The sequence below is a fragment of the Microcoleus sp. B7-D4 genome (assembly GCF_036705125.1).
Taxonomy (GTDB): domain Bacteria; phylum Cyanobacteriota; class Cyanobacteriia; order Cyanobacteriales; family Microcoleaceae; genus Microcoleus.
This window is the reverse complement of record NZ_JAUBTT010000071.1, coordinates 1-12681: the sequence shown is the minus strand read 5'-3', so window position 1 is coordinate 12681 and position 12681 is coordinate 1. Positions and strand designations below refer to the sequence as shown.

Sequence of the window (12681 nt, the reverse complement as noted above, 5' to 3'; positions counted from 1 at the left end):
AATCAGGTTGAGTGCCACAGGTTTAGCAGTTGGTATTTTGCCAAGGTAAGTAAGTGATACCCATTAAGTAAAGTTACTTATTAGCATTTTCCAAGAAGCGACTGCTAAGCAATGACCAAGAGCTAGAAATGCTCTACTCAACCTAGTATTTCACGGTCAAATGAAATTAGGATGAAATTTCGCCTCAGCAGCCCAGATACCCACCGGCTGCTAAAATACCCATATAAGTTGCGCCTAGTGACAAGCGATTTGGCTGTAGATTTTTTGCCGGTTTTTTTATCTCTGCTGGCGCTGCAATTTCGTTGGTCAATGCGCTCACTAGCTCATCTACGGCTGCATTTGATTTATAAGTGGTGTTTAATTCCAAGCTATTCAATATCATAAACTACCCTCTCTATCTATCTAGCTTTTTGCTGACCTATCTACTACTTTAGAGGTATGGCTGAGCAATTGTCTACAGTATTCTTACGTAACTTTCTACTACTTTAGAGCTAGGGCGGCTCAATTATCTACAGTCTGTGTAGGTACTCTCAGGAAACTGAGGTGGAGTCAGACCAATGCTGACAGCCACAGTCAAGCTACATTACTTTGTCTACCAAGGTTGTCGCCACTTTTTCATTTGCTCAATTTCTTGCTTTTGTGAACCAAGTATTTTCTTAACTATCGAACTACTGTGATTAAGGTCACTTATTTTCATGATTTTGGTCACGTTTTGTTGAGGTGAGCTAAATTACTTTTTGTACCAAGCTTGCCGCCACTGTTTCATTTGCTCAATTTCTTGCTTTTGCGAAGTCAGAATTTCTTGAGACAATTTCTTCATTTCCGGGCGTTTTGACTTCTTCAAAGCATCTTGGGCCATCACTAAAGCTCCTTCGTGGTGAGGAATCATCGCATTGATAAATCGCAAGTCAAATTGGTCGTCAGCCGCCCCTAAATCCATGCTCATCATCATGTGGTGCATTTGTTCGGGAGTCATGGCCATCATGCGACCCATTGGAGCCTGATAAGCCATCGGGGTACTGCTGGCTTTGGGATACCAAGTTTTTCGCCACTCTTTCATTTGATTGATTTCGCGGTTTTGAGCAGCAATTATATCAGTGGCAAGTTTTTTCATTTCCGGGCGTTTAGATTGTTTAAGCACATCTTGAGCCATTTTTACAGCACCTTGATGGTGTACTGTCATGCCATCAATAAATCGCAAATCGTAGTCGGCATCAGCAGGGCCTAAATCCATTGACATATCGTGATTCATGCCATGATGCTCCATGCCACCCATGCCACCGCCTTGTGCCACGTTTTGCTTGTTGTTTGCTTCGGTTGCAGCCGTAACATTTGGGGCGGGAGTTTCACTGGAAGGGGCATTTGAACAAGCTGCAAGCACTCCGCTGGTTAAAGCGGCTGTGGCGGTCAACATCAGCGCTGCAAAGCCTGTTTTTAATGAAATTGGTTTCATAGAGCTTATATCCTTAAAACTGCCATTTATCTTCAGCTTTCCACATATAAATGAAATTAGGATGAAATTTTTGCTGCGAACTTGTAAAGAATTATTGCTCTGCCGTCGATCGCACTCAAAGTTAAGATTTACAGAACTGCTTTGTAAAACTTACCTAAACTTCTCTAAACTCATTTTTAGACACAGTTTGTGCTTACTTCCTACGCTGTTGGGTAGACGGCTAATCCCAAGATAAGTAGGCTATCCCCCTCAAGCCGAGGGTTCCCAATTTAAAATATTTAGACTTGCGTTCCAGTCCCGATCTAAAGATATGCCACAAGCAGGACAGTCAAAAGTCCGAATGCTTAGTGGCATATCTTTTTTGGTGCCACAATTGGAACAAGTCTTGGTACTAGGAAACCACTGGTCTACCAATACTAAATTAGCTCCATACATTTGACACTTGTAGTCAAGTTGACGTTTGAACTCGTAGAATCCAAGGTCAGATATTGCTCCAGCTAACTTGTGATTCGCCATCATTCCATGAACGTTTAAGTTCTCAATCTTAATTAACTTGAATGTTTTAGCTAAGTAAGTTGTCAACTTGTGAAGGAAATCTAAGCGAATGCGAGCTATCCGCGCATGGAGTCGGCTGATTTTACTGTAGGTTTTACGCTGGTTTTGAGAGCCTCGCACCTGCTTTGATGCTTTGCGCTGCAAAGTGGCAAGCTTGGTTTTCGCACTGGCTATCAACGGCTTTGGTGCATCAAAAGTTTGCTGGGTTGACAGCGTGGCAAAAGACTTAATACCGAGATCTATTCCTACAGAACTTTCAGACGGCTGAACAGGTAGGCGTTCTGCATCAACGCAAAAGGAGACTTTCCCAGCGATTTCCTTCTTTTGAAATCGTGAAAGTTTGAGAGAGGAAGCTACATTCTAGGGGTTCAAAAAGCCTAAAAGTTCCCAATGTAGGAATCTTAATCGTTCTGCCAGCAGTTAGCAAAACTTTGCCGTGAGACGAATCGACCGTAAAAGATTGACCGTCCCTGCGACTAGCGAATCTTGGATGACCTGCTTTCCCAGAACGGTAGCGACTAAACGCATCTTTGAGATCGATCAAAGCATTTTGGTAGACTCGGCTAGACAATTGGTTCATCCAAGCAAATTCAGGCTTTTTCTTGACATGGTTGGTGAGAACTTTCTTGACTTCGTTGATCACCTTCGAGTCGGTAAATTTTCCCTCGCCATACATTTGAGTCCGCAAGCTCAACCCAAAGTTAAAAACTACGCGCCGGAACCCTGCGTGTTTCGCCATCAAGGTCGCTTCCTTGTTATTTAATTTGAGCGCTCGTTTAATGGCAAACATAAAACTTCCTCAATGGCGATTAACTATGGACAAGTTTAGCAAACTATTTGACACTTAAGTCTTACTCACAACCTAATTATGTAGGGTGCACAGTGCGCGCCTTACCCCTATGGATAGCGTGTCAAACCAGTTTTTTCAGAATTCCTGATTTATTTTGCAATTCCCCTTGACTCTCCTGTGGACTGGAGACTTTACAATAAAGTTAATTCATTGATTGAGCAGAGTAGTTTCTGCTGAGGTTCAAATTATGACTTTACAGCTAAAAGTGCCTAAGATGGCTTGTTCTGCTTGTGCGACTACAATCACAAAAGCAGTCCAAGCCATTGACTCAGCCTCAACGGTTGAGGCGGATCTCAAGACAAAATTGGTCACGATTCAAACCGCTAAGTCGGAAAGTGAAGTTAGGAAAGCGATCGCATCGGCGGGCTATCCAACAAGTCAATTTTAGATTTTAGATTTTAGATTTTAGATTTACTTGCAGCTTTGAATCTGGGAGATTTAACAAGAGTCTAAAATTTTTGATTCTCCACGACAGGAGTACGTCGCACGTTATCCGTTTTTAGGCGAGGTCCTTTGAAGACATAAGGTAACTTTATAATTTAGGAGGGCATCTATGGACAATCTCACACTTAAATTGCGGGGCATGAGTTGTGCTTCTTGTGCTTCCTCTATCGAACAAGCAATTCAATCTGTTCCCGGCGTAATTGAGTGTCATGTCAATTTTGGGATGGAACAAGCAACCATCCAATACGACTCCAAGCAAACCAACTTAGAAACAATTCAATCTGCTGTTGATGATGCGGGATACGAAGCTTTGCCGCTTCAAGAAATGGCTGCGCCAGAGGATGATTCCGAACAAGCCGATCGCAAATCTGAATCTCAAACCTTGCAGCGGAAACTCTGGACAGCAGGTATCATCAGCATCCTGCTAGTTGTGGGCGCTATTCCAGCGATGACCGGCTTGCACCTGCCATTTATTCCCGCGTGGCTGCACAATTATTGGCTGCAATTAGTGCTGACATCACCCGTACAATTTTGGTGCGGCAAATCGTTTTATGTGGGAGCTTGGAAATCCCTAAAACGGCGTGTAGCAACAATGGATACCCTGATTGCCTTGGGTACAAGTGCTGCTTACTTTTATTCTGTATTTGTGACATTTTTCCCAGGTTTATTCACAGCCAAAGGTTTAAATCATGGCGTTTACTACGAAGTTGCGGCCAGTGTTATCGCCTTAATTTTGTTGGGAAAAACCATAGAAAATCGGGCGAAGGGAGAGACTTCCGAAGCCATTCGCAAACTCATGGGTTTGCAAGCAAAAACTGCTCGGATAATTCGCAACGGGGAAGAGTTGGAAGTGCCGATCGCCCTAGTGGAAATTGGCGACATCGTGCAGGTGCGGCCGGGAGAGCAAATCCCCGTAGATGGAGATGTTATTGAAGGCTCTTCCACAGTAGACGAAGCAATGGTTACGGGAGAAAGTTTGCCTGTCAAAAAGCAGCTTGGCGACGAAGTTATCGGAGCCACAATTAACAAAACTGGCAGTTTCAAGTTTCGGGCGACAAGAGTTGGCAAAGATACATTTTTAGCTCAAATTGTCAAGATGGTGCAGGACGCACAGGGTTCAAAAGCACCGATCCAAAAGTTAGCAGACCAAGTGACGGGTTGGTTTGTTCCTGTAGTAATTGCCGTCGCTTTAGCTACTTTTATTATCTGGTTTAACGCGACTGGAAATATCACTTTAGCAACCGTAACAATGGTGGAGGTGCTGATTATTGCCTGTCCCTGTGCTTTGGGTTTGGCGACTCCGACTGCTGTGATGGTGGGAACGGGAAAAGGTGCAGAAAATGGGATTTTAATTAAAGGAGCCGAGAGTTTAGAATTGGCTCACCAAATCCAAATTATCGTGTTAGATAAAACGGGAACCCTCACAGAAGGCAAGCCGACTGTAACTGATTTTGTGACTGTTAGAGGAACGGCGAACAGCAATGAGTTAAACTTGCTGCAATTGGCTGCGTCTGTAGAGCGAAATTCGGAGCATCCTTTGGGGGAAGCTGTTGTTAGATACGCTCAATCTCAAGAGGTTAATTTGACGGATGTTAAGGATTTTGAGGCGATCGCGGGGAGTGGTGTTCGAGGGGTTGTAGCCGGAAAGTCGATCGCCCTGGGAACGCTGAGGTGGATGCAGGAACTCGGCGGCGATACTGAATATCTGGAACTGCGCGGGAGAGCTTTGGAAGCTGCGAGCAAAACGGTTGTTTGGATGGCTGTAGAAGGCAAAATAGAGGCAATTCTGGGCATTGCGGATGCCCTCAAACCCTCGTCAGCGCAGGCGGTGAAAGCGCTTCAAAAGCTCGGTTTGGAGGTGGCGATGCTGACTGGGGATAATCGCGCGACTGCGGAGTCGATCGCCCAATCCGTAGGCATTACTCGCGTTTTTGCCGAAGTTAGACCCGACCAAAAAGCAGCTCAAATTCAAGCCCTGCAAGGGGAAGGAAAAATTGTCGCGATGGTGGGAGACGGGATTAACGACGCACCGGCTTTGGCCGCTTCAGACGTGGGAATTGCGATCGGCACCGGCACAGATGTCGCGATCGCCGCCAGCGACATTACCTTAATTTCAGGAGATTTGCAAGGCATAGTTACTGCAATTAAACTTTCCCGCGCCACCATGCGGAACATCCGCGAAAATCTGTTTTTTGCGTTTATTTACAACATCGCTGGAATCCCGATCGCGGCGGGCATTTTGTTCCCCATTTTTGGCTGGCTGCTAAATCCAATTATCGCCGGTGCAGCAATGGCTTTCAGTTCAGTCTCTGTAGTTACTAATGCTTTGCGATTGCGAAATTTTAAAGCCAAATCTAGTGCATAAATTTGGAGAAATTAGAAAAATGTTACACCATCGTAAAATTTTGGGAAGTCTCGCGAGTTTAGGGCTTGTGATGGGAATGGCATCGGGAGTTCAAGCTTCCAAAATGTCCGTCCAGCATTCTACTTCAACGACTCAATTCCGCAGCATTGAACAGCCACTAGGTTTAAAAGTTGGCGTAACAATAGGTGGTTTGACATTAATTGGTTTGGAATTGTGGTGGTTTTTATTCAGTAAAGCTAAAGGGCAGCAAGCTGAATCTAGTCAGGGGATACAAGAGTTGACTATTACTGTAGACGGGGGTTATGAGCCTGCCACTGTAGTTGTGAACGCAGGTCAATTAGTCAGGCTCAAATTCTTGAGGCGCGACCCCAATAGTTGTCTTGAAAAAGTGTTGTTACCAGATTTTCACATTGTGCGAGAATTACCTCTCAATCAGGTAACGGCTGTTGAATTTACCCCTGACAAACCTGGACGATACCTATTTACGTGCGGCATGAATATGTTTCGGGGTGTGGTGGAAGTACAAAGCTAAATCAAATAGACAGTTATCAACCTGCGGGAACTGCCACGGTTGAGGGGCGAGTTTTTTCCGCAGGAAATAGCTAAAATAGATGAAAGCTTAAAAAATTTGGAGTGAGCTAAATGCAACTACTACACACGATGCTCCGAGTCGGCAACCTGGAAGAGTCCCTCAAATTTTACACCGAGGTTCTGGGCATGAGATTGCTGCGACAAAAGGACTATCCAGACGGTAAATTTACTCTGGCTTTTGTGGGCTACGGCGATGAATCCGACACTACAGTTTTGGAGTTAACATACAACTGGGGCGTCACAGAGTACAATTTGGGGGATGCTTACGGTCATATTGCGATCGGCGTTGACGACATTTACGGTACTTGCGAAGAAATTAAAGCTCGCGGTGGTAAAGTTAGTCGGGAACCCGGCCCGATGAAGCACGGTTCAACTGTCATCGCTTTTGTACAAGACCCAGATGGATATAAAGTTGAATTAATTCAACTGCAAAATCCACGCGACTAGAAAGAAACCGGGTTTCTGCGATAATTTTGGCATCCTCATCGAGACTTGGTGAAGAAACCCGGTTTCTGACTCCCAATGGGAACCAATTATTAAAGTTTAGGGTTTCTTTTTGGGAGATTGGGGAGGTTGGGGAGATTTTAAGATGTTGTCCTTCCCCATTTTATCAACGATTAATTCGCTGATAATCTGAGCTCCGTGGGAGGTAAAGTGCAAGCCGTCATTATTTTTTACATAGCCTCGCTTACCAGATTTATTAGCAACTACTGGAACAAATTTTCCTCCTTGTCCAAATGTCTCCCAAGTAGAAATAAATTCTATTTTGGATGAAGATTTGCTGGCAGCTTTATAAATATTGTTCATGATGGGAAAAGCTTTGAGATACGAAGATTTGTTAGGCATCGATTGACCGACCCAATACACTTTTCTCACGGATGACGAATCAAGTAAATTTGCATATTTTTCAACTCTTTCTTGATAAGCTTTTTGCCATTCTTTGGTCATAACAGCCCAGCCTTTTCCTTGAGAATCAATGATATTTTGACGGTCATTGGTTCCAAACATAACTATCACTACATCCGGCTGGTAATTATTAATAATTTGGCGAGTTCTGGCATACCAATCATAATAATCTATCCGATTTAATCCGGTCGAGACCTTGTAGTCTATTTTCGTATCGGCGATATTGTATTTTGTCTTAAGAGTGTACTGGAGTTGAATTCCTAAGTCGAACATTACGGAATCTCCAATAAATAAAAATCTGCGATAAGGTCTGGTCAGTTTAGGTTTGGCTGGGGTTGGTTTTTTAGCTGGGGTTGGTTTTTTAGCATTAGCAGGCTTTGGGGGTTCAACGGCGGCTTTTGTTTCGGTTGTGACAGGAGGAATTTCTGATTCTTTGGGGAGGCTATCGAAGTTAATATCTTTAATTTTGCTCCAAAAAGCTTGTTCGGATTTTCTGAAACCGTCTATTTCGATCTGGCGCGCTGCTTCTTTGATTTCTGGACTGGCGAAAGGAGTTGAAGCAAAGCTTTTTAGAAATAATGATAAGTTTGAAAATATTAAAGTGAGAATTACAGAAGTAACAATCAGCAAAATTTCCCGGTCTTTCATATTTCTTAGAAATTAAAGTAAATAAAAGGCGGCATGGTACTCGGTCCCAACATCAAGATAGTATACACGAGCAGTGAAACTAAGACAACCCGAAAGAAAATGTTTTTTAATGACAATACGGTTTGCAATAGTTTCGCGATGCGATCGCCCCACAAGTTGATCGCGCCAATGACTGCAATTACTAAATACAATTGCCAAAAGTTAAATTGAAAAGTGGCGACTGCTGGATGGAAAATTCCTTCAAAAAAACTCATCGCAGTTTCCCAGTTGGGAGTGCCGAAAAATACCCAGCTACAAGTAACAAAAGTAAATGTTAGCAGCCAACTGCAAAATTTAGCAAATCTGGGAAAGGCATAGTCTAATTTAAAGTGGATAGCTTGGGGGATATCTTTACATAAATGGTTGACAATTAATCCTAAACCGTGAATTGCTCCCCAGAAAATAAAGTTTAAACCTGCGCCGTGCCACAATCCGCCGATCGCCATTGTCATCAGTAAATTTACGTACTTCCTCAACTTACCGTATTTGTTGCCGCCAAAGGGAAAGTAAACGTAATCCCTCAGCCACTCGGAAAGACTGATGTGCCACCTTTTCCAAAATTCTTGCAGGCTCAGCGATCGGTATGGCATATTAAAGTTGGCAATGGGTTTAAAACCCAGCAAACAGGAGATGCCGTTGGCTAAATCCGAGTAGCCGCTGAAATCTACGTAAATTAAACAGGAATAGGAAATTGCCGCGAGGATTAAATCGATGCTGCTGTACTGCTGGGGGACTTTGAATGGCAAGTCAGTGAAGTTAAACAAAAAGCTCGATAAAGTATATTTTTTGAAGAGTCCCGACAAAATCAAAACTATAACTTCTTCAATTTTATAGTCGTATTTTTCCGGTGAATTTAGCTGCCCGTAAAATTCGCGAGCTCGCGAGATTGGCCCGGAGGCAATTTGCGGAAAGTAGGTAATGTAGGCGGCATAGTCTACAAATTTCGGACAAGGGATTTTTTGCTGGTAGCAATCGATTAAATGAGAAATCATTCTAAAAGTGTAGAAAGACACGCCGACGGGGGCGATTATTTGCAAAACGGGAAAGTTGGCGGGAATTTGTAGCTGGTTCAGTACCTCAAATAAAGAAGTTACAAAGAAGTTGCAATATTTAAAGATGCCGAGATAGCCAATGTTGAAAACTAAGCCGGAGATGAAAGCAATTTTTTTATACTTACTGTTGCAGATCACCCGGAGAATGATATAATTGTATACGGTAGAGAAAATGAGGAGCAAGAGAAAGTCAAAGCTCCAAAACGAATAAAATAATAAACTCGAAGCTAACAAGACAATTTTATACAAATCGACTTGGGGTTTCACCGAGACGATCAGGCTAAAAATAATTAGGAAAAATACTAAAAATTGGTAAGTGGGAAATAGCATAAATCTCAGTCGCTAAAAAATCTTGTTTGTGGCAATATTTTTATAAGTACGGCCAGCGAACCTATCCCCAAGGGAATCGCCAGAGTCGGTCTGAACTCATATGTTGCACCATTGTCAGTTAGCCTTTTATGAACAGGCAAGATGCCTGTTCCACAAGAAAATTTATCTTTTGTGGAACGGGCATCTTGCCCGTTCTTGAGAATGGCGCAAGATGTGAGTCTCACCGCAGCAAATTTCGGGGTGGATTGCGGACTGTAAGCTTTTGCAATCTTGTCAATTAGGTCACAACTTGCGCCGTAGTTAACCGCACTCATAAATTCATAATCCTGTTTAAAGATTATGATGGTTGTGAGACGATGTATTAACGGATAACAACAGGAATCCCCTTGATTGCGAGGAACCAACGTGCAGCCAACAGACCCTAGCAAATTTACAGATCAAGCCTGGGAAGCCATTGTCAAATCCCAGGATGTAGCCCGCCGCTTTGCCAATCAGCAGCTAGAGGTTGAACATTTAGCCATCGCCCTTCTCGAACAGCAAGGCCAGGCCAACAGCATTCTCAGCAAAGCTGGAGTCGATGCCCCCCGCTTGGCCCAGCAGTTAGATGCTTTTGCCAAACGACAGCCCAGAGTTGCCAACGCTGACCAACTATACCTCGGTCGCGGCTTAGAAGTGATGTTAGATGTTGCCGAGGCCACCAGGGCGACTTGGCAAGATAATTTTATCGCCGTTGAACATTTATTAATTGGTTTAGTAGAAGACGAACGAGTCGGGCGCAGGTTGCTGACAAAAGGCGACGGCCCGCCAGGTCGCCCCGGTTACGATCGCAAACCCCCAGCCGGTACACTCGATCGACCAAAACTCGAAGAAGCCATCAAATCTTTCCGCGCCACTGCTAAAGCCCAAGAAAAAAATTCCGAAACGGGGAAAGGCAGCCGCAGCAGCGCTAAAGCCCAAGATCAAGATGGCGAAGCTAACTCCGACGCCCTCAGCAAGTACGGCCGCGATTTGACAGAAGCCGCCAAAGCCGGCAAACTCGACCCAGTAATCGGCCGCGACGAGGAAATCCGCCGCGTGGTACAAGTTCTTTCCCGCCGCCAAAAAAACAATCCGGTGTTAATTGGCGATCCCGGAGTCGGAAAAACTGCGATCGCCGAAGGTTTAGCCCAACGAATTGTCAACGGCGACGTACCCGAATCTTTGAAAAATCGCCAGCTATTTAGCCTCGACATGGGCAGTTTAATTGCTGGGGCAAAATTCCGGGGCGAATTTGAAGAACGATTGCGGTCTGTTCTGCGGGAAGTCATCGATTCCGACGGGCAAATTGTCCTATTTATTGACGAATTGCACACGGTTGTAGGCACTGGCGGCGGTGGCAGTTCCGGTTCGGGAATGGATGCGGGAAATTTGTTAAAACCCATGTTGGCCAGAGGCGAATTGCGCTGCATCGGCGCTACAACTCTCGACGAATTCCGCAAGAATATTGAAAAAGATCCTGCACTGGAACGCCGCTTTCAACAAGTATTTGTCGGCGAACCCAGCGTTGAAGATACTGTTTCCATTTTGCGCGGATTGAAAGACCGTTACGAACGCCACCACGGGGTAAAAATTACTGATTCGGCCCTGGTAGCTGCTGCAACTCTGTCTTTTCGCTATATTTCCGATCGCTTTTTGCCAGACAAGGCGATCGACCTTGTAGATGAAGCGGCCGCCCACTTGAAAATGGAGATTACCTCTAAACCTGTGGAATTGGAAGGCATTGACCGCCGGGTGATGCAGTTGGAAATGGAAAAATTGTCGATCGAAGGGGAAGGAAAAGGTGCTCTAGCCCCTGGGCTCGGCTTCCGCGTCGAACGCATCACCTCTGAGATTGACATTTTAAAAGTCAAGCAGGAAAAATTGTCCTCTCAGTGGTTGGGCGAAAAGCAGTTGTTGGATGCAATCAATAAATTGAAAGCAGAAGAAGACCAACTGCGAGTCCAAATCGAACAAGCAGAAAGGGCTTACGATTTGAATAAAGCCGCCCAGTTAAAGTACGGCAAGTTGGAAACTGCGGTGCGCGATCGCGAAGCCAAAGAAGCGGAACTTTTGAAACAGCAAGCTCAAGGTTCTTCCCTGCTGCGCGAAAAAGTTACTGAGGGCGATATTGCGGAAATTGTCGCTAAATGGACGGGCATTCCGGTTAACCGGTTGTTAGAGTCCGAACGCCAAAAATTGCTGCAATTGGAAAAACATTTGCACCAAAAAGTTATCGGTCAAGAGGAAGCTGTAACAGCCGTGGCGGCGGCAATTCGGCGCGCTAGGGCGGGTATGAAAGACCCCGGCAGACCGATCGGCTCTTTCTTGTTTATGGGCCCGACAGGCGTCGGAAAAACTGAGTTAGCGCGGGCGTTGGCGGAGTTTTTGTTTGACAGCGACGATGCGATCGTCCGCATCGATATGTCGGAATACATGGAGAAGCACAGCGTTTCTCGGTTGGTAGGAGCTCCTCCCGGATATGTCGGTTACGATGAAGGGGGACAACTTTCCGAAGCAGTGCGGAGACATCCTTATTCGGTAGTGCTGTTTGACGAAGTGGAAAAAGCGCACCCGGACGTATTTAACATTTTGCTGCAAGTGTTGGATGACGGCAGAATTACCGATTCTCAAGGTCGAGTGGTTGACTTTAGAAATACCGTAATTGTGATGACTAGCAATATCGGCAGCGATCACATTTTAGACGTGTTTACTAAGAAGGAAAAAACCGTCAAAAAACCTGCTAGCCGGAAGCAGGAAACGAAAGATTTGTCAAGTCAAAAGACAGATTATAAAGTGGCTGCAGACGGTACTGTTGAGGTGTCGGCCCAGCGAGTCGATGGTGATACTGTAACTAAGAGTGAAAACAAGACTGAGAACAAGAGTGAAAATGACAATTTATTGACTCAAGAACGGGAGACAGACCAAGAGTACGAACAGATGTTAAAACGGGTGATGGCAGCGCTGCGATCGCACTTCCGGCCCGAATTTCTCAATCGGGTGGACGAGATAATTTTGTTCCACACTTTGAGCAAGATCGAACTGCGGCAAATAGTCAGCATTCAAGTGAAGCGGATCGAGCGTTTGTTGGCAGAGCAAAAAATCACTTTGGAACTGTCCGATGCGGCGAAAAATCATATCACAGATGTTGGTTATGACCCGGTTTACGGCGCTCGTCCCTTGAAACGTGCCATCCAGCGGGAGCTAGAAAACCCGCTGGCTAACAAGATTCTGGAAAATGCGTTTGTGGAGGGTGATACAATTGCGATCGACTGTGAAAATAACTCTTTGCAATTTCGCAAAAAAGAGTCTCGCCCAGCGCTGACAGGTAACAGTTTGTAGTTGCCGAATAGTTGGGAACAGGCAAGATGCCTGTTCCACAAACCATCCATTTTCTTGTGGAACAGGCATCCTGCCTGTTATTGAAAATTAG

General features: G+C 44.8%; 12 protein-coding genes. 5 read left to right on the top strand and 7 right to left on the bottom strand.

The genetic code is table 11. From position 1 onward, the window contains the following. Window positions 1–184: 184 nt before the first annotated feature. From QUB12_RS25360 to QUB12_RS25345, 4 genes are all read right to left on the bottom strand, one after another. Window positions 185–382, bottom strand: coding sequence for a hypothetical protein (locus tag QUB12_RS25360; protein ID WP_333141992.1), 198 nt, complete (start codon window positions 380–382; stop codon window positions 185–187). Between the two features lie 348 nt (window positions 383–730). Continuing rightward, window positions 731–1453: a DUF305 domain-containing protein gene (locus tag QUB12_RS25355; RefSeq protein WP_333141991.1), complete on the bottom strand. Its 723-nt coding sequence runs from the start codon at window positions 1451–1453 to the stop codon at window positions 731–733. 249 nt (window positions 1454–1702) lie between these two features. After that, window positions 1703–2251 carry an RNA-guided endonuclease TnpB family protein gene (locus tag QUB12_RS25350; protein WP_333142031.1) on the bottom strand — a complete coding sequence of 183 codons (549 nt, stop codon included), beginning with the start codon at window positions 2249–2251 and terminating at the stop codon, window positions 1703–1705. Window positions 2252–2294: 43 nt separating this feature from the next. Further along, entirely contained in the window at window positions 2295–2798 is a 504-nt protein-coding gene (locus QUB12_RS25345) for a helix-turn-helix domain-containing protein (RefSeq protein WP_333141990.1), read from the bottom strand. Window positions 2799–3045: 247 nt separating this feature from the next. On the opposite strand from QUB12_RS25345, the gene QUB12_RS25340 reads away from it, so the two are divergent. From QUB12_RS25340 to gloA, 4 genes are all read left to right on the top strand, one after another. Continuing rightward, window positions 3046–3246 (top strand): heavy-metal-associated domain-containing protein, encoded by a 201-nt coding sequence (locus tag QUB12_RS25340; protein ID WP_333103811.1) that lies wholly within the window; start codon window positions 3046–3048, stop codon window positions 3244–3246. A 165-nt stretch (window positions 3247–3411) separates the two neighbouring features. Further along, window positions 3412–5667, top strand: coding sequence for a heavy metal translocating P-type ATPase (locus QUB12_RS25335; RefSeq protein ID WP_333308967.1), 2256 nt, complete (start codon window positions 3412–3414; stop codon window positions 5665–5667). A gap of 19 nt (window positions 5668–5686) precedes the next feature. Next, the gene (locus QUB12_RS25330; RefSeq protein WP_333308965.1) at window positions 5687–6199 is read left to right on the top strand and encodes a cupredoxin domain-containing protein; all 513 of its coding nucleotides are present in this window, start codon (window positions 5687–5689) and stop codon (window positions 6197–6199) included. A 110-nt stretch (window positions 6200–6309) separates the two neighbouring features. Next, entirely contained in the window at window positions 6310–6705 is a 396-nt protein-coding gene (gene gloA, locus QUB12_RS25325; RefSeq protein ID WP_333308963.1) for a lactoylglutathione lyase, read from the top strand. 96 nt (window positions 6706–6801) lie between these two features. On the opposite strand, the gene QUB12_RS25320 is transcribed toward gloA, so the two are convergent. From QUB12_RS25320 to QUB12_RS25310, 3 genes are read right to left on the bottom strand one after another with little or no spacing between them, the layout of a single operon-like run. Beyond that, complete coding sequence (locus QUB12_RS25320; protein WP_333308960.1) at window positions 6802–7812, bottom strand: DUF459 domain-containing protein; 1011 nt, start codon at window positions 7810–7812, stop codon at window positions 6802–6804. 5 nt (window positions 7813–7817) lie between these two features. After that, the gene (locus QUB12_RS25315; protein WP_333308958.1) at window positions 7818–9233 is read right to left on the bottom strand and encodes an MBOAT family O-acyltransferase; all 1416 of its coding nucleotides are present in this window, start codon (window positions 9231–9233) and stop codon (window positions 7818–7820) included. A gap of 5 nt (window positions 9234–9238) precedes the next feature. After that, entirely contained in the window at window positions 9239–9547 is a 309-nt protein-coding gene (locus tag QUB12_RS25310) for a hypothetical protein (protein ID WP_333308956.1), read from the bottom strand. Window positions 9548–9638: 91 nt separating this feature from the next. Here QUB12_RS25310 and QUB12_RS25305 point away from each other — a divergent pair, with 91 nt between their 5' ends. Then, the gene (locus QUB12_RS25305) at window positions 9639–12590 is read left to right on the top strand and encodes an AAA family ATPase (protein ID WP_333141985.1); all 2952 of its coding nucleotides are present in this window, start codon (window positions 9639–9641) and stop codon (window positions 12588–12590) included. The last annotated feature ends 91 nt before the right edge of the window (window positions 12591–12681 follow it).

Excerpts from the sequence above, each read along its gene's own strand:
- QUB12_RS25360 (WP_333141992.1), bottom strand. The coding sequence starts at position 382 with ATGATATTGAATAGCTTGGAATTAAACACCACTTATAAATCAAATGCA.
- QUB12_RS25355 (WP_333141991.1), bottom strand. The coding sequence starts at position 1,453 with ATGAAACCAATTTCATTAAAAACAGGCTTTGCAGCGCTGATGTTGACC.
- QUB12_RS25345 (WP_333141990.1), bottom strand. The coding sequence starts at position 2,798 with ATGTTTGCCATTAAACGAGCGCTCAAATTAAATAACAAGGAAGCGACC.
- QUB12_RS25340 (WP_333103811.1), top strand. The coding sequence starts at position 3,046 with ATGACTTTACAGCTAAAAGTGCCTAAGATGGCTTGTTCTGCTTGTGCG.
- QUB12_RS25335 (WP_333308967.1), top strand. The coding sequence starts at position 3,412 with ATGGACAATCTCACACTTAAATTGCGGGGCATGAGTTGTGCTTCTTGT.
- QUB12_RS25330 (WP_333308965.1), top strand. The coding sequence starts at position 5,687 with ATGTTACACCATCGTAAAATTTTGGGAAGTCTCGCGAGTTTAGGGCTT.
- gloA (WP_333308963.1), top strand. The coding sequence starts at position 6,310 with ATGCAACTACTACACACGATGCTCCGAGTCGGCAACCTGGAAGAGTCC.
- QUB12_RS25320 (WP_333308960.1), bottom strand. The coding sequence starts at position 7,812 with ATGAAAGACCGGGAAATTTTGCTGATTGTTACTTCTGTAATTCTCACT.
- QUB12_RS25315 (WP_333308958.1), bottom strand. The coding sequence starts at position 9,233 with ATGCTATTTCCCACTTACCAATTTTTAGTATTTTTCCTAATTATTTTT.
- QUB12_RS25310 (WP_333308956.1), bottom strand. The coding sequence starts at position 9,547 with ATGAGTGCGGTTAACTACGGCGCAAGTTGTGACCTAATTGACAAGATT.